We start from the raw sequence: 23,084 nt of genomic DNA on the forward strand, positions 1-23,084 counted from the left end.
ATTGATCATTATGATCAATGAATTAGTAGTACTAAAAGGAGGAAACCGATCTATGCTTTAGGCGGTGGTGCCAGAACAGATAGAGAAGCAGATATTACTTCTTCATGTGAGAAACTAAAGGTAAGATTTAAACACCATGTGTCTGATGCAATTAATGCAAGATCAGACCCTGATTCAAAGTCTTTAAGAAGTTTGCCGAAAAAGTTAAGGGCTTTCTTTGCGGTCCCTGGAAGGTCGTTGGAAAGGGATACATAGTCAGTCATTGTATCCATCAATTGTTTTTCCTCATGATCTTTATAGCAGATCACGTAAAGTGTATCGTTTTGAAGTTTTTGCTTTACCAGTTGATAGAACTCGCCCTGATGCTCGAATTTACCATGTACCCTTTCAAAACCTCTGGGATGCATGGGGTAGGGGATGGTAAGGGGTATCTTCAATTCAACAGTTTGATCTGCTGAATAGTCCTCCTGATCCAACCTTGAATTAAGTTCAGCATTGGCCTGATAACGAAGTGCCCAAAATACCAGATAATAACCTCCGACATTAAAGAGGAAGATTACCAGAAATAGTATTGAGAAGGACCGTTTCAAACGTTATTGTCTTTATTAGGACGATATTAGAAGATATTTAATGAAAAGTCAAATCGAGAAAATAAAACAGCCCCTTGGGATTAGGGGCTGTCAACTTTAAACTTTACTAACTAAATATTAAGCTACTGAAAGGGAGCGGGTCTGGATATTTGAAAGCGGTATAAAAGCGGCTTTAGGAGCCAGGATGATTCCAACACCTTCAATCTTCGACCAGTGAAGCAACTTCTCTAAAGTTACCTTTCCTACCATGTATTGCTTGCCTTGCGATGCATAGCCAGACTGAAGTTCTTCAAAGTCATTTCCGGTAATAGGTGTGCCTTCATCAAAGCTTACAAACGCTTCTGTGATCAGCTCATTAGAGAAGGTGAGGCCATGTGCCTGTTCAAGCTTCTTGTACTCATAGCTATATTGGTAGGTAAGAGCAGAGATATCTGAAAGCACAGCTGAACCAGTCGGGTAGCTACCCGCTCCTTTTCCGATAAAGACTTGCTTCTCGGCAAAAGCACCTTGCACCTGCACGGCGTTGTATTCATTTCTTACAGACGCCAGAGCATTGGTTGGATCAATAAACTGCGGTGCAACAAATCCAAAGATCTTGTCACCAGATTTAAATGCGCGTGCTACCAGTTTAATGTTGTATCCGTTTTCCCTTGCAAACTTAAGATCAAGATCAGAGATGCGGTCTATGCCGATGTTGATCACATCTTCAGGTTTTACGAATACGCCGAATGTATGTGCTATGGCAATGACTAACTTAAATTTAGGATCATACCCTTTCACATCCAAGCTCGGGTCGCTTTCTGCAAAGCCCAATTCCTGTGCTTGCTTTAAAGCTTCTGTGTAATTTTTATTTTCTTCGAATACTTTAGTAAGAATAAAGTTGGTAGAGCCGTTGAATATACCCTCAATACTTTGAATCAGATCATTGTCATAATACTCTTCAAGATTGCGGATGATGGGAATACTTCCACATACGCTTCCTTCATAAAGCACGGGCTTCCCGTGTTTTTTCTGAAGATTAAATATTTCTTCGAGGTGTTCGGCCAGCATCTTTTTGTTTGCCGTTACTACAGCCTTTCCTTTTTCGAGAGAGGCTTTTAAGATTTCAAATGCAGCGTTGGCATCATCAATCAACTCAACAACAATATCAATATCCAGATCGTTAAGTATTTCATTTTTATCGAAGGTGAAGAAACTGTCTGGAACGGGGCGAGCCTTGTTTTTAGTTTTAACACACACCTTTTTGATCTCGGCTTTTATGCCTTGTGTTTCGTGAAGTACATGGTATAACCCTTGGCCAACACATCCGAATCCAAACACACCTAATTTTAATTTCTTCTTCATATCAGAACTTTAACAGAGACTTTTTTTAAATATTGGTTTATTAACTTTTTGATTTGCTCCAATTCTACAAGAAAGCCATCATGTCCATAAATAGAGGTGATGGCATCAAACTTGGCTTTGGGTATATGTTGAGAAAGATATTTTTGCTCGGCAATAGGGAAAAGAATATCGCTCTCAATACCAATCACCAATGCTTTTGCTTTAATCTTTTTCAATGCTTCATCAGCGCTACCGCGATTTCGGGCAACGTTATGGCTATCCATCAACTTCGATAGTATCCAGTAGGTAAAGGTATTGAAGCGGCTTGCCAGCTTCTCACCCTGGTATTGCTGATAGGTTGACGCGCGGAAGGCATCGATCTTCTCGTTGTTCTTTTCGCTTTGTGTTTCGCCATAAGTGTCGTAGTGGCGATAGGAGATCATGCCAATGGCACGCGCTGCCTTTAAGCCTTCAATGCCGGCACGTGCATCATTTTCTTTCCAGGTAGGATCGGCCTGTATCGCCATACGTTGGGCTTCATTAAAGGCAATACCCCAAGGCGAATGAAAAGCGTTACACGAAATAGGAATGATGTGTTCAAATACTTCCGGTTGAAGGATGGCCCACTCCAGTACCTGTTGCCCGCCAAGCGAACCTCCAACCAACGCATAAACGCGGTCGAAGTTTAATTCCTGACGAAGCAGATCAAATGCCCGCACTACATCACGATGAGTAATGGTTGGGAAATCATGGTAATAAGGCTGACCTGTTTTTGGATTTATTGATAATGGGCCCGTAGAACCATAGCAACCGCCAAGCGTATTGGCACAGATAATAAAATGACGCGACGGATCAAATGGACTATTCCCAGTGAAGAGCTCCTTCCACCAATCCGTGAAGTCAGAATTACCAGTAAGCGCATGACAAATCCAAACTACATTGTCGCGCTCGGGGTTCAATCTTCCCAGTGTGGTATACTTCAGTTGAAAGCCGGGTAACGAGTCGCCGGCCTCCAGAGTGAAGTTGTGATTATAATGAAATGTATGATCTGTTTTCTCCATAATTATTCGTCCTATCCAGGGGTGGAACCAGTAAGACGCGAGTACCTAGGCTACCAATTCTCCTGCAAACACTTTTTCAAATGCTTGGTGAAAGTCTGTTTTAATATCTTCAATGTGTTCTATGCCTACTGACACACGCAACAGATTGGGTAATACCCCTGAGGCTATCTGTTCTTCACTGCTCAATTGCTGATGCGTAGTGGCAGAAGGTTGTATGATAAGTGTTTTTGAATCGCCCAGGTTGGCAAGGTGGCTCACCAGCTTCAGGTTGTCAACTACTTTGGTGGTGTGTTCTTTAGTGCCTTTCAGGGTGAAAGAAAGTACAGCGCCAAAGCCATTACGCAAATACTTTTTCGCAAGCTTATGATAGGTGCTGCTTTCAAGACCCGGGTAGTTAACATTCTCAACTAATGGATGTTTTTCTAACCACTGGGCTAGGGCAAGCGCGTTATCTACCGAGCGCTGAACACGTAGTGATAAGGTTTCTAATCCCTGAAGGAAAAGGAATGAATTGAAAGGACTTAGCGCTGGCCCAAGATCACGAAGACCTTCAACACGGGCACGTATAATGAAGGCGATGTTGGGTAAGCCAAGCGGATTACCTTCGCCAAATACTTCCCAGAATTTTAATCCATGATAACCTTCTGAAGGCTCTGTAAACTGCGGAAACTTGCCATTGTCCCAGTTGTAATTTCCGCCGTCAACAATAACACCGCCAATAGAGTTGCCGTGTCCGCCTATCCATTTGGTGGCAGAAGCTACCACAACGTGTGCTCCATGCTCAAATGGCCTGAAGAGATAGCCTGCAGCGCCAAACGTATTATCTACAATAAGGGGTAGATCATGCTTCTTCGCTAGTGCTGCAATGGCTTCAAAGTCAGGTATGTTAAAGCCCGGGTTACCTATTGTTTCAAGGTAAATAGCTTTTGTTTTTTTGTCGATAAGCTTCTCGAACGATTCAACGCGATCACCTTCGGCAAAGCGTACTTCTATTCCTAATCGTTTAAAAGCAACTTTAAATTGATTGTAAGTGCCACCGTACAGTAGCGAGGTGGATACGAAATTATCACCTGCCTGAAGAATATTGCTCAGGGCAATGAACTGTGCAGCTTGTCCTGATCCTACAGCAAGCGCACCCACGCCTCCTTCAAGTGCTGCAATTCTTTTTTCAAACACATCATTGGTAGGATTCATGATGCGTGAGTAGATGTTGCCAAATTCTTTTAGCGCAAAGAGGTTAGCGCCATGTTCTGAATCTTTAAAAGTAAATGATGTTGTTTGATAGATAGGTACGGCACGTGAACGTGTTGTTGGATCTATTTCCTGGCCTGCGTGTAGCTGTAATGTTTCAAAACGTAAGTTTGACATGATGTTGAATTTTTTAAGTGTGAATGAAATAACTACTGATAGAAAATGACGAGACAGCAAGACCTATGTTGCCCTGTCACAAGGCAGGTCAATACTGTTTGTTGCCGAACGATGAAAGAATCGTTACTTAGCAATCGCAGTTGCAGCAACAACAAGGCATACACATGCACATGTCGTCCTGCTCGCAGCAGATTTCAGACGGGTTAAAGAATTCAGAAGCGAAAGCACATAAGTCATACAGACCTAGTACTACTGACTCGATTGATTCGATGATTTTTTTCATTTATTAATCGGTTTATATATCCTGACCCGGATTTTCCGAGTCAGAGTCAGGATTTAGCACCTTTTCCCGTTCGTGTCGGGAGGGTTGCTAGTGCTTCGCAGAGCCTGTCTCTCAGCACTTCTTTATAAATCGATAAAGCAGGTGTGCTTCTTTCGACTTGATATTACAAACGTAGAGCCTGAAAAGATGGTTTCCAAATCTCAACTAAAATATTTTTTCGAATAAATACCCGCTTACGTTTGTTAGTCAGGGTTTAGGTTTTGGCTCGATGTTCTGGGGTTCTGCGTTATGAGTTAGTTTAGGTTCGCGATGTTGATTAAGCTAAAGGATTTAGACGCTCTTGGAAATACTTATCCTATTTGTCTATTTTACATTATGTATAATTAAAGTCCCTCTTTTATCTTGTTGTGTTACTATGTATATCAACAACAGTGTTTGCAGATAGTGGTGATTCCGTTAATACAACCATTATAAGAAATGGCATTGGTTTAGGTTCTGCCATTGCTGTAACGATATCATGGTCGAGAAACAAATCTATTCTGCTCGCTGTAATTCATGGTATACTGAGCTGGTTCTATGTTATCTACTACGCTGCCGTGAGGGAAAATGAGTAGGGTTATATTATTACTTCTTTCACTACCTCATTCCATGCATAATCTTCGATAGTTGCTTTAATCTTGTAGTTAGGTTTTAATTCAACCGAAGAGGGCATTATAAAGACAAACTCATCTATTCCCTTTCGCATAGCCAAGTTTGTAATAATAGGCTTGTCGCAATCATTACAAACAGTAACACGCACTTTGTTAATCGCGAAGTGTTTCTTAAACACTTTAACCTTAATGGTGTGCTCTGCCTTGCCCTGCTGTTTGCTGGTGTTTATCTCCTTAATCTCGCCCTTACGCTTATAGTCGGTGATCACAGCAGTATAGGCATTGGTTAGATTCAGCTTCTTTGCCTTTTGTAAATAATACGCCTTTTTCTGCGGATCTTTTAAGATTTGCTTTGCGTAGGCAGATGCTGCCTTGAATTTTAGCCTGTTCTGCTTTTGTTTTTCGCTTTGCTTGCCTGTTTTTTTAGGTTTATGCGCCAGGATGGTTCTGTTGCCTACTCGTTTTATTACGAATTTCCCTATAGAACCGCTAAAACCTTCAATTGGTGATTTTACACGTAAGGTTGCCATGATTATCTTTTTCAGACAATATGAGGTAGGTTTTTGACAAGTAGTGTCAAAAGAAATCTCGCCGGAATTTTTTCTTGCCTTCCCATGGCATAAGGACTTACAACAGAATGCTTGCTAAGGCTTAGCTTCGCCATAGGGATAGGCTAACTGGTTCATTTCTCCACTCTTTGTGGACTCTTGCCGGACTCTCGGTGCCCTTGCCGACGGAATTTAAATAGGATTAAGAAAATGGATTTTGGTCCCTGTAAAGGAATATCAGGAAGGAGGTTTAAGATACGAAAAAAGGGGGGAGGAAGGAAGAAGAAGTTGTTGTTATTTTACTGATATAAAGTCCCCTGTTACGCATACTTCTTCATGATCATAATTTGTCCTGCATGGTACAGGTCATGGTGAATGATGCCGTGCAATAGAGCGTAGTATGTGTATTTCTGTGTGCCGTCGGGGATGATGTCTGTAAGTCTTTCTGGTGGGAATGATCTGATTGCTTCTATAAGTTGTTGTTGTGATGCTTCAAGTTTATCAAGTTCATTATTCAAGTCTGTGACGTCAGGAAAGTTTAACTCTGGGGATACTTTGTACGCTGCATTGCCTTTAAGTTTTTCAATCGTAAATATTCTCCAGGCTGTCATGTGTGCGATAAGGGTTATGATGCTGTTGGAAGCAGCGATGCTTTTAGTTGCAAGCTCTGGTGTAAGATCTTTGAGTACTTCTTTTACAGTAGGTCCATGCCATGCGTCACCACTGTAGGTCCTGTTGAGCAGCTGGATGATGTTTTCAATCTCTGTTTTCATAGCGCTGAATTAAATAAAAAATCCTCAGCTCGTTGCTGAGGATTTCTATCAATAATTTATAATGGCGTTCTAATTAAGTAAGCATGCCACCATCTACCTGAAGTACTTGTCCGGTAATATATGACGACATATCTGAAGCAAGGAATACACACGCATCAGCTACATCTTCAGGTCTTCCGCCACGCTTCATGGGAATAGCATCGCGCCAGCTCTGAATTGTTTTCTCATCAAGTTTTTCGGTCATTTCAGTTTCTATGAATCCAGGGGCAATGGCATTGCAGCGTATGCCTCTTGATCCTAACTCAAGGGCAACTGATTTTGTAAAGCCAATGATGCCTGACTTTGAGGCTGCGTAGTTTGCCTGGCCCGCGTTTCCTTTAATACCAACTACGGATGTCATGTTGATGATTGAGCCACCTTTTTGTTTCATCATTGGCTTAGTAGCTGCCTTTACTGTATTGAAACATGACTTAAGGTTTACGTTGATAACACGATCCCAAGCTTCTTCATTCATACGAAGCAGCAGGTTATCCATTGTGATACCGGCGTTGTTAATGAGGATATCAAGGGTGCCGAACTCGGCGATAACATCGTTGATTAGTTTATCTGCCTGAACAAAATCAGAAGCATCAGACCTGAAGCCTTTGGCTTTAATTCCTTTCGCAGCAAGCTCAGCTTCTAATGCCTGGCCTTGTTCTACACTGGATAGATATGTAAAAGCAACATTGGCACCCTGCTCGGCAAATCTGAGGGCAATTGATCTGCCTATACCTTTTGAGGCTCCGGTAACAAGAGCATTTTTTCCCTGGAGTAATTTCATATAATGCAGTAAGAGTATTAAAATAATGGTCTTTTTATAACCTTTTAAAACGGGGCAAAAATAACAATTCATTTGTGAAAACAGCGTAGCAGCATTTGTCGTGGCCCTTTAATTTGTTTTGCATCAGCATTTTAAGTTCCCGAAGGTGTCGAAAAATGTGGTCTTAAATTCGACTTACTTTAAGTAAAGCTTATTTTTTATTACCGATCTGCTTTTATCTTTGGCAGCGAATTTAAAAATCTACACTATGTCAAAATATGATCTGATCGTAATCGGTAGTGGTCCTGGCGGTTATGTAGCAGCCATCCGTGCTTCTCAATTAGGTATGAAGGTAGGTGTTGTTGAAAAAGCGGAAATTGGTGGAATTTGCCTTAACTGGGGATGCATACCTACCAAGGCATTGTTAAAAAGTGCAAATGTTTTTGAATACATAAAACATGCTACGGATTACGGTATAGAAGTAAAAGACTTTAAAGCTGACTTACCTGGAATGGTAAAGCGAAGCCGCGAGGTAGCTGCCAGTAACAGCAAGGGGGTTCAATTTCTTTTCAAGAAGAATAAAATTGATCTTATTGAAGGTTTTGGTAAGCTAAAAAAAGGTGGCAAGGTAGAGGTAGATGCCGCAGGTAAGAAGACTGACTACGAGGCTAAGCATATTATTGTAGCTACAGGTGGAAGGTCGCGCGAGCTTCCTGCTATGAAAATAGATGGAAAGAAGATCATCGGTTACCGCGAGGCGATGGTGCTCGACAAAGCGCCAAAGAAGATGCTTATTGTAGGATCAGGAGCTATTGGTGTTGAGTTTGCGTATTTCTATAATGCAATTGGTACTGAAGTTACTATTGTTGAGTTCCTTCCAAGAATTGTGCCTGTTGAAGATGAAGAAGTATCCAAGACTTTAGAGAAATCTTTCAAGAAGTCTGGCATTAACATCTACACCAACTCAGAAGTAACGAAAGTAGATACATCTGGTGCAGGATGTGTATCAACTGTAAAAACTCCAACTGGTGAAATTAAAATAGAATCCGATATTGTTCTTTCAGCTGTAGGTGTTGCTACAAACCTTGAAGGCATAGGACTTGAAGAAGTGGGAGTGAAAACTGACAGAGGTCGTGTAGTAGTAGATGATTTCTATAAGACAAACGTACCTGGCGTTTATGCGATTGGTGATATTGTAAAAGGCCCTGCATTGGCTCACGTAGCTTCCGCAGAGGGTATTATTTGTGTTGAGAAAATAGCAGGACAAAATCCTCAACCATTGGATTATAACAACATTCCTGGTTGTACGTATTGCTCTCCTGAAATTGCTTCAGTAGGTTATACTGAAGAAGCGGCGAAGAAGGCTGGCTATGAAATTAAAGTAGGGAAGTTTCCTTTTAGTGCATCAGGTAAAGCTAAAGCTGCAGGCGCAACAGATGGCTTTGTAAAAGTTATCTTTGATGCGAAATATGGAGAGTGGTTAGGCGCTCACTTTATTGGTGCTAACGTAACTGAAATGATTGCTGAAGTGGTAGCTGCGCGTAAGCTTGAAACTACAGGTCACGAAATTATAAAGTCTGTTCACCCTCATCCAACCATGAGTGAAGCGATTATGGAAGCAGCAGCTGCTGCTTACGGTGAAGTGATACACTTATAATAGTTATACAATACATTTAAGAGGAAAGCCTCTCGTAATTGCGAGGGGCTTTTTCTTTGGTTAGCGGTTCAATGGTTTAATGTTTTGGGTTCTGTTTTCGGGGTTGTGAAGGTTGAAGGTTAAAAAAAAGCGCATCAGTTAGAAACTGATGCGCTTTCTTGAGATTTGTCTTTTTACTAGTTGTTGGTTTAGAAATCCTGTCTATCAAATCCGCCTCTGCTACTTTGGAAAGCTTGGGCGTGTTTGGTGTAGACATCTTCGATTTTCTTGGCAAGATCGGCTTCTCCGTTAGCATACAATACACGTTGGAGTTCTCCTAGTAACATAAGGTTGATCTGGAATTCGCGACCAAATTCACCTTTGTCTATGTAGTAGGCAGCGGTCTCATCAAAGCGAGGAGACACGGTATTGGCAATTTTAAGTGCCTTGTCTTTCTCGCCAACATCAAAAAGAAGTTCAATCATTCTCACATTAGTGAAATCGTAGCGAATTCCCTTGTCCGGCATCTTAGTCAAGCTATACAATAACACTTCACGCGCTTTTGCTTTGTCTCCTTCTGCTATCAGTGCTTCAGCAACAGAATTCAGACTGCTCCGATGGTTCTGAACAAAGCTTCTGTAATCTTGTGTGTAATAGATGGTAGAGTCATCCAGGTTTCTGAACTGGAATTTCTTCATGATGTTCTCATAAGCTACCGCTGTATTTACAAGCTCCGTTTCGTTGCTAGGGTTGAATACAGGGAGAATTCTGTAAGTGTTACCTTCCTGAACTACGTATCTGCTGAGGTCAACATTAAACTGCGCCAATGATGTGTTGTTGACGTATAGAGGTCTTTCCCAATCTGCAGTAGCAAGTACATCAAGCATGGCAAGATCTTTCTTTTCAAGTCCACCACCTTTAACACGCAGGCGCATTTCAGGTACGATAAGACTGTCGAGGTTTTTAGGAACTATACCGAGTTTTCTCACTTTGTCAACATCTACTTTCAAGATTAGCTCACGTGTTGGAACAACGTTGGCTGTAGGATACATGCGTAGCCCTTTATGATCTTTCTTAACCAGGTCGAGGAACTGCTTCAGATCTACGCTTTTAATTTTTGCATCGTAGAAAGGAAGATAATCGTTTGGCCCACCCTGACGATAATTCTGCGGTGTAAGGGTATATGGAAGTGGTTTCGACTCATACGTCTGGCGCATGGTCTGGTTCACATACCAGTCAGTATTATAATAACTTAATACAATCACGCGCATATCAGTACGCACGCCTTCAACTTCCTGTGAGTACCAGAGCGGGAAAGTATCGTTATCGCCCCCGGTGAACAATACTGCATCAGGAGCACATGACTGTAGATAATTTATTGCTGAGTCAACCGAGAAATACCGTTTAGAGCGATTGTGGTCATCCCATCCGTCTTTTGCCATAAGAATAGGAGCGCTGAGGCACAGAACAGTAGCAATCATACCTGCGGTTTTCAGATTTCCCGTAACTTTCTTCAGCCAATCGGCGAGTGCAATCACGGAAAGCCCGATCCAGAAAGTAAAGGCGTAATAAGATCCTGTATAAATGTAGTCTCGTTCGCGTGGTTCAGTAGGAGGTGAGTTGAGATAAACTACAAGGGCAACTCCTGTGAGGATAAACAGCAAAGTGATTACAACAAAGTTCTTGGTGCTGTTTACAGACTGGTAGAAGATTCCGATAAGGCCCAGTATAAAAGGAATCATAAAGAAGTTGTTTCTTCCCTTGTTCTCGGCCAGTGATGGTGGTAACTTCTCAAACCACTGCGATGGTCTCAGCCAGTCAGCATTCTGAATATCGCTTTCCCTCCCTGCAAAGTTGAACATGAAGTAACGTATATACATCCAGCCGATCTGGTGGGAGATCATAAAAGAGATGTTGTCAGTAAACTTTGGTCTTTCGCCTTCGCGCAAGCCCAAAGTTTCGCGGTATATTTTCTGATGGTCAGGATCAGTACTCCAGATCCTTGGCAGTATAGTTTGTTCTTTAGCATCGTATTTGTAAGAGATTCGTTTATCAGCGATTTCGTATTTGTCTTTCCCTTTAACATATACAACCTCACCTTCATCGTAACCAACAACCTGCGCGGTAAAATACTGACCATATAGTAAAGGCCTACTTCCATATTGCTCACGTTTCAGGTAACGCACAAAGCTCATGATATCAGAAGGATCGTTTTCGTTAATAGGAGGGTTTGCATTTGACCGGATAACCACCATGGCATACGAAGAGTATCCGATAAGGATAAAGGCTGTAGCCAATAAGAAGGTGTTCAAAAGAGGCTTTTGGTTCTGCTGCGAGTAACGAATACCATAAATAAGCGCCCCTAGTAACAGCAGAGCAAAGAAGATGGCTCCTGAACCAAATGGAAGTCCTAATGAATTCACAAAGAAGATCTCAAAGTTTCCTGCCATAGAGGGCAGTCCAGGAATGATAATGCTATTGATAAAGAAGATGATGAGCAGGCTTACAAGCATGGCAGCGATAATGCCCCATTTACCTGGTTCATACTTCTTAAAGTAATATATAAGTGCGAGTGCCGGAATTGTAACGAGGTTGAGCAAGTGAACACCAATGGAGAGACCCATCATGTAGAAGATCAATATTAACCATCGGTTGGCTTTTGATTCATCCTCTATAAGCTCCCACTTCAGCATAGCCCAAACCACAAAAGCAGTGAAGAATGATGACATTGAGTAAACTTCGGCTTCAACAGCGGAGAACCATTGTGAGTCAGAGAAAGTATAGCAAAGTGCGCCGACAATACCTGCTCCCATTAATACCCATGTTTTATCAGGAGTGAGGTCTGTTTCACTTTTTATCTTCATTAGTTTACGCCCAAACAGAACGATAGACCAGAACAGGAACAGGTTGGTGAAGCCTCCGGCAAGTACACTGACGAAGTTGATCCAGTAAGCAACCTGAGAGGTGTCTCCAAAAGAAAGAAATGAAAATAGGCGACCCAGCAGGAGGAAGAAAGGTGCGCCGGGTGGGTGGGGAACCTGTAGTTTGTAGGAAACGGCAATAAATTCACCTGCATCCCAATAGCTTGCTGTAGGTTCCATTGTCAGCCAGTAGGTGATCAAGGCTATTGCGAAGATGATCCAGCCAACGAGGTTGTTAACCTTTTGAAAATTATGGTTCATGATTGGTTTTTATTCGTATAAAAAACTTGAGGCGCGAAAATAATGAGGATTTATCAGATTTAGGTCAGAATTTCATTTAATGGCCGATTCAGCTTGTAAAAAAACGTTTATTTATAAACGGTGATGTAAAACAATAGCCAAAGGGCAAAAAGCAGAATGTAGGAGCATGCAACTATTATCCAGACATATTTTTTATCTTTTTGTGCATAGAAATCAATACCGTTAACAAGTATAATCCAATAAATGACCTCGAATAAATTAAGGGCACGCAATGGATATGCATAACGCTTATCTAACGAATAATAATCAGCAAAGTGCATGAGTGAAAAGGGATAAAACGCACGGATATCGTGGTAGGAAGGATCTGTTTCAATGGTCATAAACCAAACAATCTTCAGGATTTCAGGTATTAAAAACACGAACTCCGCACTGATTACTACACCCCAACATTCTTTATAGGTTACTTTATAGCCAAACATGAAGCATCCTACCCATATTACGAAAGCTATAACTGTAAACTTCCATAGGTAAACTATGGGTATTGATATGTATTTTAGTGTGTTTATCAGTTGAAGAATGCTGCCTTCGGGTTTATCCTGAAGGAATTCAAAAGCTGCAGTTTCATTTTCAATGAATGAAATCTTAATAAAAAGAAGCAACAGGGTTGCAAGGCAAAGTAACAAAAAGAGTAATCTTTTGCTGGCACCAAATAATGATTTAGTTTCGTTTTCAGTAGCAGAGTTTATCACGTTAGTCGTTTTTACATGTATATGACCCAACAATCAGGTAAGGTTTTCAATAATACCAAGATTCAATTTACCTTTCTCAAACCTTCTGTTGTTACTATTGTTGGTTTATTTCTCTTAGTCGTTCCTTTTAAGCTTAAAGCACAGAACGCAATAAAAAAAGATACGACTATTATTCTTTTGTCGGACTTTAGGGTTCAGTTGGAATGTACCCAGGCTTTAAATGACTTGTATAATTTCAAATTTGATAATGCCGAAGCCAAGTTTCGGTCCTTAAAAACGGAGTATGGATGGCATCCATTGCCATATTTTCTAATGGGCCTTATCGAGTGGTGGAAGATCATGCCTAATACCAGCGATAAGTCCCACGATGATACGTTTCTCGTTTACATGGACAGTACCATTAACGTGGCAGAACGGTTATATGACGATTACCCGGCAAACAAGGTAGAGGCGGCTTTTTTTCTTGCGGCGGCTTACGGGTTTAAAGGAAGGTTATATTCCGATGAGGAGAGAAAGCAGTGGCGAAAAGCTGCATCGGCCGGAAAGGATGCGCTTGCTTATCTGGATGAGAGCAGAGGTTATCACAATTTAAGTCCGGAGTTATTATTCGGAGATGCGCTCTATAACTATTTCTCTGTATGGGTACCTGAGAATTATCCCGCACTAAAACCGGTATTGTGGTTTTTTAGAAAGGGAGATAAAGCACTTGGCTTAAAGCAGCTAAAGGAGGTGTCGTATAATGCGTTTTATACGAGAATAGAAGCCATGGTGTGGCTGATGCGCATTCTTAATAGCTACGAGAATGACCAGTTGCAAGCATTTCAGATCAGTAAGTACCTCAATGAAAACTATCCTGATAACCCATTTTTTCACCGTTATTATGCTCGCATGCTTTATTCAATGGGGCGTTTTGGAGAAGCTGAAATGGTTTGTAAGGATATTCTGGCAAGGATAGATAACGGCATGCTTGGGTATGAAGCCACCAGCGGTAGATATGCGGCTTTCTTCCTGGGTCAGATTTATGAGAACAGGAAGAATCTTGAAGAATCAAAAAAATATTACAAGCAGTGTCTTGCCTTCGCAGAACAGATAGATGCTACGGATTCCGGATATTATCTTTACTCCTTAATTTCTCTTGGAGAGATAGCAGAAAAGCAAGGCGACAAAGCTGAAGCAAGAAAGTATTTCAAGCAAGTAAAAGAAAATGCGAATCGCAAGGATGAAGCTTTTAAAGACGCCAAGAAGAGGTTAAAGAAATTGGAAAAAGGAGATTAAATAACTCACCTGTTTGGAGCTTCGTGATCTTATTGTTACACCTGTAGTAATAGTGTTTGTATACGTTGCGGCTTATATAATAAGGCCAGCTGTAACAGATGCACTTACTAAAAGGTATTTTATTCCTGCCCTGACGGTAAGGATCATTGGTGCTCTAGCCTTAGGTATGCTATACCAGTTTTACTATGGTGGTGGGGATACATTTAACTTTCATACCCATGGCAGTCGTCATATATGGGACGCCTTTACAGAATCTCCTCAGAAAGCATTTAAGATGATTTTTGGAAAGACGGGCGATGTAAGCGAGGTCTATAGATATGCTTCTCGTATTCCGTTTTTTAACGATAACAGTTCTTATACTGTTATTCGAATAGCAGCATTTATTGATTTGTTTACCTTTTCAACCTACTCTGCAACTGCGGTCTGCTTTGCTGCTTTTGGTTTTACAGGAAGCTGGATGTTGTTTTTAACGTTTTATAAAGAAAGACCAGAGTTTGTAAAACTTATTGCCATTGCCACGTTGTTTGTTCCATCTGTTTTCTTCTGGGGGTCTGGCCTATTAAAAGATACCATTACCCTCGGGGCACTTGGCATTGCAACCTATAACGTTCAGAAGCTTTTTATACATAAAAGGTTTAGCATTACAGCACTAATCACCCTCATGCTCTCCTTGTATGTTACTTATGCTATAAAAAAATATATTCTTCTGTGCTTTTTGCCTGCTGTTTTACTTTGGGTGTATGCAAGACAACTGGCAAGTATTAAATCAGTAGTTTTAAAAGCCTTGCTGTTACCTTTTATAGGAATTTTTATTGTCGCTTCTGCATATCTTACCATCAGCCAGGTGGGTAAGGATGATCAGCGATACAATCTTCAAAAGCTTGGCAATACCGCTATGGTAACCGCCTATGACATTGCTTATCAGACAGGACGTGATGCAGGGAGTACTTATACCTTAGGTGAGTTAGATGGTTCTTTAGGGAGCATGATACGCCTTGCTCCTCAGGCTATCAATGTTTCTCTTTTCAGGCCGTATTTGTGGGAGGTAAGAAATCCTCTAATGGTAATGTCAGCCATGGAGAGTGTTGCACTTTTGGTATTAACTATTTACGTTTTCTACAAAAGCAAAGGTTTTGTAATCAAGTCACTGCTCAATGCAAATGTGTTGTTTTGTCTTGTGTTTAGCATAACATTCGCATTTGCAGTAGGAATCTCAACCTTTAATTTTGGAACCCTTTCCAGGTATAAGATTCCGCTGCTGCCCTTCTACCTGCTTGCATTAATATTAATTTACGCTCAGGCAAACAAAGAAAGAAAGTTGTTAGTATTTGAAGGTACAGAGTAGCTGCTGATTACTTTTTGTCTTCCTTCTTTTCCGATTCTAAGTCGAAGTGCGCGGTCCTTAATTAGTAACTCAAGATATGTCTTCCATTCATTAGCAGAGGAAGCAAGAAAGCCATCGATTTTGTGATTGATGATTCTGGTATTTACTCCTACAGGGGACGCAATTGTAGGTATTTCCATTGCCATATACTGAAGTGCTTTAAATCCACATTTTCCATTAGACCACTCATCGTCGGGCAAGGGCATAATACCAATATCGAATTGATAAAGGTCTTCGATTTCAGTGTTAATGTTCCATTTTTTGAATACTAATGAATTGAGACTCAGATCAGGAGGTCGATCTGCTATAACAACCGTTCTTATCTGCGGAAATTCATCTTCCAGGATTTTTAACATACGTTCAATTTCTTTCAGGTATTTTAATGTTGAGTGAGAGCCGGTCCAGCCAATGGTAATGGCTTCTGTTGGGTGTTTTTTATAGAGGGAAGGATTATGAAGATTAACAGTGTCTATTGTTGTAGGGTTATAAATAACATTTGGGTTAAACTGCAAGGCGTAGTTACAGAGGTAGTTATTTCCACAGCTCACTTTGTAACTCCATCGACAAATAGAAGAAACCTTACTTCGCCATTTTAGTACTCTAAGAAGGCGAGACTCATTCTTTCTGTCGGTTAACCAAATTGCATCGTCGAAGTCGTAAATAATCTTTCTTCTGAAAAGCCTTGCTATCAGCCATTCAAAAACAGGAGGGCCGACAGGAGTGGCTTCACGATGAATGAAGACAAAATCATATTTAAAGAGGATAAATAAAATGGCAATCCTTTTCATAAAGCCGCTTATGAGCGCGAGTGCTTTTAAATGCACGTTCCCTGGCTTAAAGAAAAGTTGCCAATTTTTATTTGTGAGAAAACTTTGAACCTCATAAGTGATACCTCGTTGGTGAAGAATATTAAAGTACTGTTCGAACCGGAACCGCTGAGAAGGTGACTCTTTTAAGGGATAAGGTACAAGGAAAAGGATTTTCATATTCTTTGACACAAAAGTCGTTATTCTGATTCTATTTTTAAGAATTTAAATCAAAGATGGCAGAAGGTATTGAATATGTTATTGAGTCTTCAAGGCGAAGGATAATAGACTTGAAGGAGATATGGCAATACCGGGAGCTATTCTATTTTTTCACCTGGCGCGATATAAAAGTTAAATACAAGCAAACAGTGCTCGGCGTCATCTGGGTTGTTTTACAGCCGGTATTAACAGTGGCAATCTTTTCCTTGTTCTTTGGGCGTGCTCTCAATGTACCTTCAGCAGGTCTTCCTTATCCTGTTTTTGTTTTTTCCGGACTGTTGTTATGGAACGTGTTCTCGGCTAGTATTAACACTGCCGGAAATAGCATGCTTACACATGCGCCGATTATAAAGAAGATTTATTTTCCAAGAATTATTATTCCTGTATCATCTATACTCGTGGCGCTGGTTGACTTTTGTATTGCATTTATAGTTTTCTTGATGGTATCGGTCTACTATCATGTAAAGGTAGACTTTGTAGAACTTCTTATCTTCTGGCCATCTGCTATATTTCTTATGCTCTCAGGGAGCATAGGCATTAGCTGTTGGCTTGCTGCGCTAAGTGTAAAGTACCGTGACTTTCGTTTTGTAATACCTTTCGTTTTGCAGATAGCCTTATTTGTAAGTCCGGTTATCTATCCTGCCTCTGTAATAGGTAATAGTTTATTAAATTATGTTTTTGCGCTGAACCCTATGTATGGTGCGATTATGTTTTTCAGAGCTCCTATTACATCAACGCCGTTAGAAAATATACTGGTTTTAATAAGCGTGATTTCAACATTGTCTTTTTTGGTGTTAGGGATCTACTATTTCAAAAAAACAGAAGCCTACTTTGCTGATATCTCGTGAAACCTATCCTTGAAATACAAAACATATCAAAGCGCTTCCAGATTAATCATCAGGGCGTGCCTTATCTCAGTTTGAGGGATAAGCTTTCAACACTTTTTAAGCCTGCAGGAAAGAAGGAAGACTTTTGGGCTTTGAGAGATGTATCTTTTGAAGTCTATCCAGGGGAATCAATTGGTATTATAGGTCGAAATGGTGCAGGTAAATCAACACTGCTTAAAATACTTTCAAGAATTACGCCGCCTACCTCAGGACGAATAGTTAGTCGCGGTCGTATAGCGAGCTTGCTAGAAGTAGGCACTGGTTTTCATCAGGAGTTGAGTGGCCGTGAGAATATCTATATGAACGGCTCTATTCTCGGGATGAAGAAGCGCGAGATTGATAAGCAGTTTGACAATATTGTGGATTTTTCAGGAACAGAAAAATTTTTAGATACCCCACTTAAGCATTACTCTAGCGGCATGCAGCTTAGATTGGCATTTGCAGTTGCCGCACATCTAGAACCTGAGATCTTAATCATTGATGAAGTACTGGCAGTAGGAGATGCAGAGTTTCAGAAGAAGTGTTTGGGTAAGATGGAGGACGTGAGTAAGAGTGGCAGGACTATTATTTTTGTTAGTCATAATATGGAGAGTCTCCGGCAACTCTGCACAAGAGGGTTGTTATTAAAAACCGGTGCACTAGAAATTAATAGTGATATTGACTCAGTAGCTACAGCGTATTTAAAAAATAGGGATTCTCGGAGTCAATCAATGTCGTCTGTAAAATCCGGAATCAGTATAGAGGAGATACAAATCTATGATGATGAGGGCCGTTCAATAGAGTCCCTGACAACTTATCAGTCGATAAGAATAGAATGTCATTTCATTAGTAACGTTAATAGGGATGATGTCACTTTTGCTATTTGTTTTGATAACATATACGAAAAGAGAGCCACAACCTTATGGTCTTCTTTTCAAAACAAAAAATATTCTGTTAGTCCTGGAAGGTTTAAAGTAGTGTTTGAAATACCTTCTCTTCATTTGGTACCAGGAGAATATAGTATGGTTTCTTATATAGAAAGCAGGGGAGTAGAGATTGAGAGGATTGATAATCTTAGAAGAACCATAGTGTCGTACGGGGCAAAGGATTTCTCCAGCATTCCGTCAATAGTCCATGGTTCTTATCTTGAAAATTTTACTGTTCAAATAGAGAAAGATGTTAAAGAGTATTATTAATAATGTACGTGGCTTTACGACCTTAAAAACCAATGAGGAATATATAAAGCCTTTTATTAGTCCAGACTACCAACAAATTAACGTTGCAAGACTTAAGCATTTAAATTCTTTAGGTTTAGATCTTGATAATAAATCTGTTTTGGAATTTGGCGCAGGTATTGGTGACCACTCTTTCTTTTATTTAACGAAAAATTGTAAAGTATTCGCGACAGACGGCAGGAAGGAACTTGCCGATTATATATCAAATCGTTTTGGTATTCCTACGGACGTTGTGAATGTAGAGACAGAACTTGAAAAACTTCATTCTTATACACAATATGACATTATTCATTGTTATGGATTGCTGTATCACATCAATAATCCTTCTGTTTTTTTGGAAGCAATTAAAGATAAATCAACAACGCTTTTATTGGAAACTTGCGTTTCTTCTGATGGTGTATTAGAGGGAGAAAATTTTGTTGAAGAAGATTTAGATAATCCTACTCAAGCTGTTTCTGGAGTAGGTTGTAGACCAACACGTTCGTGGATCTTTAATAAACTGAAACAATTATATCCTTTTGTGTACATGCCTATATCGCAGCCTGAGCATCATCAGTTTCCGGTGAATTGGGAAAATTTGAAGGACGAAGGTGGCTATATCAGGGCTGTATTTATAGCTTCTAAGAAAGAGATTGCTTCTCCCATGCTTTCGAGAGAATTTATGAAAAACTATTCTTCCTAAGTTCTAATTTTTTGAAATGAATTTTATAAAAGCTATTAAAGGTATTGTTAGGAAGAATGATGTGGCGCATCCTTCGAAAAATAGTGTGCTTGATAAAATTGACGAACTGTTAAACGAAGAAGTAAATATAATATTTGATATTGGCGCTCATCATGGGAGGTTTGCTGCGCAAATTGCTGCGCGTTTTGCCAGTGCAAAAATATATTGTTTCGAACCTTCTCCTGATTCATTTAAAACGCTAAAGCAAAATCTGAATTTGGAGAAGTTCGCTCTTGTGCAAGCTGCATTGTCAGATTTTACAGGTTTAGCTGATTTCTATATTAACGAATTTGATGAGACTAATTCGTTACTTCCTTCTAAGACTACCTTTAGTGCTATTGATAGATTAACAACAAAGAAAGAAGTAATTAGTGTCAGGGTATCAACAGTAGATGAGTACTGTAGGGAGCAAAATATTAGTGCTCTTGATGTATTAAAAATCGATGTACAAGGGAATACCTTAAAAACACTGCGTGGGGCAGAATATCTCCTGAGGACGAAGAGAATAAAGATTATTTATTGCGAAGTAGAGTTTTTGGAGATATATGAGGGTCAGTCTTTATTTCATGATGTGACTTTATGCCTGCAAAAATTTGGGTACTCTTTGTATTCTCTTTATAATATTCATTATGATATTAATGAGAGGATTTCTTGGGCAGATGCTTTATACTGTATTAATCAAAAATGATTCGGAATATTATCAATAGGATAAAAAAATCCTCAGAACTCAATAGTGGTATAGTTTCACATTCTCAATGTGGCGAAGATCTTATTATCAATTACATTTTTACGCTTAGAGGTGTAGTAAGGCCAAGCTATATCGATATAGGAGCGAATCATCCATATGGTCTTAGTAACACAGCTTTTTTCTATAAAAAGGGAAGTAGGGGGATTAATATAGAGCCAAATCCCGATCTGATTAAATTATTTCATAAATACAGAAGGAAGGATATAAATCTGAATGTAGGGATTGGCAATAGGGACGCAGTGTTGGAATTTTATGTTTTTGAGGATAATACTTTAAGTACGTTTTCTGAGGAAGAGCATTTAAATCTAATTAAAGCTGGTAAAAGACTTAAGGGTAAAATTCAAGTTGAAGTAGTGATGATTAATAGGATAATTGAAAAATATTGTAATAATAGATTTCCTGATCTGTTGTGTGTAGATGTAGAAGGGTGGGATTTTGAAATAATTAAGACAATTGATTTTACTTATACATCACCGAAGGTAGTATGTGTTGAAGCTGCCGAGTATTCTCCTATTGGTGCTGGAGAAAGGCGAACTGATCTGATAAATTACATTGAGAGTAAAGGTTATTATGAATACGCCAATACTAATTTAAACTCTATACTTGTAAGAAAAGATTTTTGGTACAATGTATGAAGGATTCAACTCCTTTTATTTCGGTAATTATTCCTGTCTATAATGGTAAGGCAACACTTGACGGGTGCTTAAATAGTATTGTCCTTCAAACTTTTAAAGAAATTGAAATAATTGTTGTTAACTCCTTATCTACTGACGGAACCGATGAGATAATCGAGTCGTATAAAGAGCGTTTTGATTTTATTACCCATATACAAGAAAAAGATAGCGGAGTGTATGATGCAATGAACAAAGGTGTAGCATGCGCCAAGGGAAGTTATTTCTATTTTCTGGGAAGTGATGATGTTCTATTTTCCCCTACAGTTTTTGAAACTGTGGTTTGTAAAATAACTGAAAAGAATATGCCTGATATTTTATATGGTAACGTTTTACTAGGCGATAGTAACCTCATTCATAATGGTGAGTATAATTTGTGCAAACTTTATGATGTTAATGTTTGTCATCAAAGTATTTTTTACAAAAAGAACATTTTCAATTCATGGCGTTATGATTTACGATACCCTGCCCTTGCTGACTGGTATTTCAACTTCAAATGTTTTACCAATAGGTCGTTAAGTATTGTATATTCTAATGTCCTTGTGTGTAGATATGCGTTAAACGGACTTAGTAGTTTTACTGTCGATCCATTGTATGGGGAGAAGCATGATCTGTTTATTGGTTTAGCTAAAAACTTCTTTTCTCATGAGTACTATAAATTGAAAAAGTATAGTACTGATTCTCGAAGTGTCAAAGGAAAAATAAAAGCGCTTTGCTTTCATATTCTGTACACGTTGTTCTATTTCCATTATAAGTTAAGCAACTGAAAACCATGGATAATTCAGCGTCTGTTTTATTTTATAATGTTTACATTAAGAACAATTGGAGAGAAGTAACAAATAATTTGTTGAAGGATGTTCCACACTCTGACATATATGTTAATGTAACGATTGATTGGTTTGATCTTTACAAGTTGGTTAGTCCATTACTTTTTTTTCGTAAGCATCCTAAAGTTAAAAAGATCTTTGTTACCGTTAATAGCGCCAAATTAGCTGAAGTTCGTGGATTTGTTAAGCTAAAAGAGCGTGTGTCTCTAGGGGATTATAAGGTACTGACTTACATGCATTCAAAAGGCGTTTCTAAACCAAACAACGCAAATGTCAAGGATTGGGTGGAGTTAATGAGATTTTTTATTGTTGATAAGTATGATTTAACCATGGAGGTTTTTAGTAAGGGGTTTGATCTATATGGGGTTAATCTTGGTGTATACAATGTTAGCTCAGAAAAATATGGGCCTTATAAGTTTTCTTCCTTTCATTATTCGGGAAACTTCGTGACAATAAACTTGAACACCTTGAGAGACATGTATTATAGGACCAATGTAGATATGGACTATTTTGGGGTGGAAGCTTTTTGGGGAAAATTAACAAGCGTCGAAAAGGCTTTTAATGCACATGATTCGTCACTGCTGATTTCCAATCACTATAATGAAAGGTATCCTTCCAGTTTTTATAGATAACGTGTTGAAATTCATGTATAACATTTTAAGAAATATAGTGTGGTTATATAGAAGGCTTGTCGGTATTACTAGCGATGATCTTTCAAATAGATATCATAAAAAAAGAAGTAGTCAGTTGATAAATGAATACTTAAGCGTTCATGACAAGAAATTATTACAAATAGGGTGTCAAAGTCATCCTATGGAGGGGTGGTTGAATGTTGATTTGGAGCCAAAAAGCGACTCAGTAGTTTACATGGATGCTACTAAAACTTTTCCTTTTGCTGATAGTACATTCAATTTTATTTTCAGCGAGCATATGATTGAGCACGTAACCTTTAATGAAGGAGGGTTTATGTTATCTGAATGTTATAGAACTTTAAAGCCTGGTGGTAGAATTAGAATCGTTACTCCTGATTTAAAATTCCTTATTGAACTATACAGCACAAGTAAAAGTGAACTCCAAAATAGATATATTTCTTTCAGTAAAAGATACTTTAAAAGTGAAGTTCCGTCAATTGATACTGTTGTTATTAATAATTTTTTTAGGGACTGGGGACATAAATTTATTCATGATGAGAAGTCTTTAAGGCATATTTTAGCTGGGATTGGTTTCACCCATATAGACCGTTTGGAGATTAATGAAAGTAAATCGCCTGAGCTGCGAAATATTGAAAAGCATGGGATTGAAATTACTGAAGAATTTAATCGACTTGAGTCGATTGTTATTGAAGCGGTAAAACCTTAAGCTGGTAACTT

Annotated in this window: 22 protein-coding genes and 1 riboswitch; of the genes, 12 read left to right on the forward strand and 10 right to left on the reverse strand. The window is 39.3% G+C overall.

Annotated features, from left to right (window positions below):
• Positions 1-50: 50 nt before the first annotated feature.
• The 4 genes from KK060_RS01890 to KK060_RS01905 all read right to left on the reverse strand — a co-directional run bounded on the left by KK060_RS01890 (position 51) and on the right by KK060_RS01905 (position 4,342).
• Entirely contained in the window at positions 51-590 is a 540-nt protein-coding gene (locus KK060_RS01890) for a hypothetical protein (RefSeq protein WP_254151707.1), read from the reverse strand.
• A gap of 117 nt (positions 591-707) precedes the next feature.
• Entirely contained in the window at positions 708-1,934 is a 1,227-nt protein-coding gene (locus KK060_RS01895) for a homoserine dehydrogenase (RefSeq protein ID WP_254151708.1), read from the reverse strand.
• Complete coding sequence (locus tag KK060_RS01900; protein ID WP_254151709.1) at positions 1,931-2,974, reverse strand: homoserine O-acetyltransferase family protein; 1,044 nt, start codon at positions 2,972-2,974, stop codon at positions 1,931-1,933. The genes KK060_RS01895 and KK060_RS01900 overlap by 4 nt, the downstream gene beginning before the upstream one ends.
• A 45-nt stretch (positions 2,975-3,019) precedes the next feature.
• Positions 3,020-4,342, reverse strand: a complete 1,323-nt coding sequence (locus KK060_RS01905; RefSeq protein WP_254151710.1) for an O-acetylhomoserine aminocarboxypropyltransferase/cysteine synthase family protein — start codon at positions 4,340-4,342, stop codon at positions 3,020-3,022.
• Between the two features lie 292 nt (positions 4,343-4,634).
• Positions 4,635-4,756: riboswitch (SAM riboswitch) on the reverse strand.
• A gap of 276 nt (positions 4,757-5,032) precedes the next feature.
• On the opposite strand from KK060_RS01905, the gene KK060_RS01910 reads away from it, so the two are divergent.
• Positions 5,033-5,239, forward strand: coding sequence for a hypothetical protein (locus tag KK060_RS01910; RefSeq protein ID WP_254151711.1), 207 nt, complete (start codon positions 5,033-5,035; stop codon positions 5,237-5,239).
• A 2-nt stretch (positions 5,240-5,241) separates the two neighbouring features.
• On the opposite strand, the gene KK060_RS01915 is transcribed toward KK060_RS01910, so the two are convergent.
• The 3 genes from KK060_RS01915 to fabG all read right to left on the reverse strand — a co-directional run bounded on the left by KK060_RS01915 (position 5,242) and on the right by fabG (position 7,416).
• Positions 5,242-5,805, reverse strand: a complete 564-nt coding sequence (locus KK060_RS01915) for a hypothetical protein (protein ID WP_254151712.1) — start codon at positions 5,803-5,805, stop codon at positions 5,242-5,244.
• Between the two features lie 338 nt (positions 5,806-6,143).
• Positions 6,144-6,596, reverse strand: coding sequence for a DinB family protein (locus KK060_RS01920; RefSeq protein WP_254151713.1), 453 nt, complete (start codon positions 6,594-6,596; stop codon positions 6,144-6,146).
• Between the two features lie 73 nt (positions 6,597-6,669).
• Positions 6,670-7,416, reverse strand: a complete 747-nt coding sequence (fabG, locus tag KK060_RS01925) for a 3-oxoacyl-[acyl-carrier-protein] reductase (protein WP_254151714.1) — start codon at positions 7,414-7,416, stop codon at positions 6,670-6,672.
• A 247-nt stretch (positions 7,417-7,663) separates the two neighbouring features.
• Here fabG and lpdA point away from each other — a divergent pair, with 247 nt between their 5' ends.
• The gene (gene lpdA / locus KK060_RS01930; protein ID WP_254151715.1) at positions 7,664-9,052 is read left to right on the forward strand and encodes a dihydrolipoyl dehydrogenase; all 1,389 of its coding nucleotides are present in this window, start codon (positions 7,664-7,666) and stop codon (positions 9,050-9,052) included.
• 188 nt (positions 9,053-9,240) lie between these two features.
• Here the strand turns inward: lpdA and KK060_RS01935 are convergent, their stop codons facing one another.
• Both KK060_RS01935 and KK060_RS01940 read right to left on the reverse strand, forming a co-directional pair.
• The gene (locus tag KK060_RS01935) at positions 9,241-12,213 is read right to left on the reverse strand and encodes a glycosyltransferase family 117 protein (protein WP_254151716.1); all 2,973 of its coding nucleotides are present in this window, start codon (positions 12,211-12,213) and stop codon (positions 9,241-9,243) included.
• A gap of 107 nt (positions 12,214-12,320) precedes the next feature.
• Positions 12,321-12,962 carry a hypothetical protein gene (locus tag KK060_RS01940; RefSeq protein ID WP_254151717.1) on the reverse strand — a complete coding sequence of 214 codons (642 nt, stop codon included), beginning with the start codon at positions 12,960-12,962 and terminating at the stop codon, positions 12,321-12,323.
• Positions 12,963-12,983: 21 nt separating this feature from the next.
• Here KK060_RS01940 and KK060_RS01945 point away from each other — a divergent pair, with 21 nt between their 5' ends.
• Positions 12,984-14,237 carry a tetratricopeptide repeat protein gene (locus tag KK060_RS01945; protein WP_254151718.1) on the forward strand — a complete coding sequence of 418 codons (1,254 nt, stop codon included), beginning with the start codon at positions 12,984-12,986 and terminating at the stop codon, positions 14,235-14,237.
• 13 nt (positions 14,238-14,250) lie between these two features.
• Entirely contained in the window at positions 14,251-15,582 is a 1,332-nt protein-coding gene (locus tag KK060_RS01950; protein WP_254151719.1) for a hypothetical protein, read from the forward strand.
• Here the strand turns inward: KK060_RS01950 and KK060_RS01955 are convergent.
• Complete coding sequence (locus KK060_RS01955) at positions 15,534-16,607, reverse strand: glycosyltransferase family 4 protein (protein ID WP_254151720.1); 1,074 nt, start codon at positions 16,605-16,607, stop codon at positions 15,534-15,536. The genes KK060_RS01950 and KK060_RS01955 overlap by 49 nt on opposite strands.
• Before the next feature lie 56 nt (positions 16,608-16,663).
• Between KK060_RS01955 and KK060_RS01960 the strand changes: the two genes are divergently transcribed.
• From KK060_RS01960 to KK060_RS01995, 8 genes are read left to right on the forward strand one after another with little or no spacing between them, the layout of a single operon-like run.
• On the forward strand, positions 16,664-17,494 hold the full coding sequence (locus KK060_RS01960) for an ABC transporter permease (RefSeq protein WP_254151721.1): 831 nt from the start codon (positions 16,664-16,666) through the stop codon (positions 17,492-17,494).
• A complete protein-coding gene (locus KK060_RS01965; RefSeq protein ID WP_254151722.1) occupies positions 17,491-18,708 on the forward strand; it encodes an ABC transporter ATP-binding protein in 1,218 nt (405 codons plus the stop codon). The genes KK060_RS01960 and KK060_RS01965 overlap by 4 nt, the downstream gene beginning before the upstream one ends.
• The gene (locus KK060_RS01970; protein WP_254151723.1) at positions 18,689-19,429 is read left to right on the forward strand and encodes a class I SAM-dependent methyltransferase; all 741 of its coding nucleotides are present in this window, start codon (positions 18,689-18,691) and stop codon (positions 19,427-19,429) included. The genes KK060_RS01965 and KK060_RS01970 overlap by 20 nt, the downstream gene beginning before the upstream one ends.
• A gap of 16 nt (positions 19,430-19,445) precedes the next feature.
• Complete coding sequence (locus tag KK060_RS01975) at positions 19,446-20,156, forward strand: FkbM family methyltransferase (RefSeq protein WP_254151724.1); 711 nt, start codon at positions 19,446-19,448, stop codon at positions 20,154-20,156.
• A complete protein-coding gene (locus KK060_RS01980) occupies positions 20,153-20,851 on the forward strand; it encodes an FkbM family methyltransferase (RefSeq protein WP_254151725.1) in 699 nt (232 codons plus the stop codon). Before KK060_RS01975 ends, KK060_RS01980 begins: the two co-directional genes overlap by 4 nt.
• Positions 20,848-21,654 carry a glycosyltransferase family 2 protein gene (locus KK060_RS01985; protein ID WP_254151726.1) on the forward strand — a complete coding sequence of 269 codons (807 nt, stop codon included), beginning with the start codon at positions 20,848-20,850 and terminating at the stop codon, positions 21,652-21,654. The genes KK060_RS01980 and KK060_RS01985 overlap by 4 nt, the downstream gene beginning before the upstream one ends.
• A 5-nt stretch (positions 21,655-21,659) precedes the next feature.
• Positions 21,660-22,346, forward strand: a complete 687-nt coding sequence (locus tag KK060_RS01990) for an ABC transporter permease family protein (RefSeq protein WP_254151727.1) — start codon at positions 21,660-21,662, stop codon at positions 22,344-22,346.
• Positions 22,315-23,073: a class I SAM-dependent methyltransferase gene (locus tag KK060_RS01995; RefSeq protein WP_254151728.1), complete on the forward strand. Its 759-nt coding sequence runs from the start codon at positions 22,315-22,317 to the stop codon at positions 23,071-23,073. Before KK060_RS01990 ends, KK060_RS01995 begins: the two co-directional genes overlap by 32 nt.
• Positions 23,074-23,084: the final 11 nt, after the last annotated feature.

The organism is Chryseosolibacter indicum, assembly GCF_018598585.1.
GTDB lineage: Bacteria > Bacteroidota > Bacteroidia > Cytophagales > Cyclobacteriaceae > Chryseosolibacter > Chryseosolibacter indicus.

What these genes read in the sequence shown, in the direction of transcription:
- KK060_RS01895 (WP_254151708.1), bottom strand. Translation starts at nt 1,934, where the DNA reads ATGAAGAAGAAATTAAAATTAGGTGTGTTTGGATTCGGATGTGTTGGC.
- KK060_RS01900 (WP_254151709.1), bottom strand. Translation starts at nt 2,974, where the DNA reads ATGGAGAAAACAGATCATACATTTCATTATAATCACAACTTCACTCTG.
- KK060_RS01905 (WP_254151710.1), bottom strand. Translation starts at nt 4,342, where the DNA reads ATGTCAAACTTACGTTTTGAAACATTACAGCTACACGCAGGCCAGGAA.
- KK060_RS01915 (WP_254151712.1), bottom strand. Translation starts at nt 5,805, where the DNA reads ATGGCAACCTTACGTGTAAAATCACCAATTGAAGGTTTTAGCGGTTCT.
- KK060_RS01920 (WP_254151713.1), bottom strand. Translation starts at nt 6,596, where the DNA reads ATGAAAACAGAGATTGAAAACATCATCCAGCTGCTCAACAGGACCTAC.
- fabG (WP_254151714.1), bottom strand. Translation starts at nt 7,416, where the DNA reads ATGAAATTACTCCAGGGAAAAAATGCTCTTGTTACCGGAGCCTCAAAA.
- lpdA (WP_254151715.1), top strand. Translation starts at nt 7,664, where the DNA reads ATGTCAAAATATGATCTGATCGTAATCGGTAGTGGTCCTGGCGGTTAT.
- KK060_RS01935 (WP_254151716.1), bottom strand. Translation starts at nt 12,213, where the DNA reads ATGAACCATAATTTTCAAAAGGTTAACAACCTCGTTGGCTGGATCATC.
- KK060_RS01945 (WP_254151718.1), top strand. Translation starts at nt 12,984, where the DNA reads ATGACCCAACAATCAGGTAAGGTTTTCAATAATACCAAGATTCAATTT.
- KK060_RS01955 (WP_254151720.1), bottom strand. Translation starts at nt 16,607, where the DNA reads ATGAAAATCCTTTTCCTTGTACCTTATCCCTTAAAAGAGTCACCTTCT.
- KK060_RS01960 (WP_254151721.1), top strand. Translation starts at nt 16,664, where the DNA reads ATGGCAGAAGGTATTGAATATGTTATTGAGTCTTCAAGGCGAAGGATA.
- KK060_RS01970 (WP_254151723.1), top strand. Translation starts at nt 18,689, where the DNA reads ATGTTAAAGAGTATTATTAATAATGTACGTGGCTTTACGACCTTAAAA.
- KK060_RS01975 (WP_254151724.1), top strand. Translation starts at nt 19,446, where the DNA reads ATGAATTTTATAAAAGCTATTAAAGGTATTGTTAGGAAGAATGATGTG.
- KK060_RS01980 (WP_254151725.1), top strand. Translation starts at nt 20,153, where the DNA reads ATGATTCGGAATATTATCAATAGGATAAAAAAATCCTCAGAACTCAAT.
- KK060_RS01985 (WP_254151726.1), top strand. Translation starts at nt 20,848, where the DNA reads ATGAAGGATTCAACTCCTTTTATTTCGGTAATTATTCCTGTCTATAAT.
- KK060_RS01990 (WP_254151727.1), top strand. Translation starts at nt 21,660, where the DNA reads ATGGATAATTCAGCGTCTGTTTTATTTTATAATGTTTACATTAAGAAC.
- KK060_RS01995 (WP_254151728.1), top strand. Translation starts at nt 22,315, where the DNA reads ATGAAAGGTATCCTTCCAGTTTTTATAGATAACGTGTTGAAATTCATG.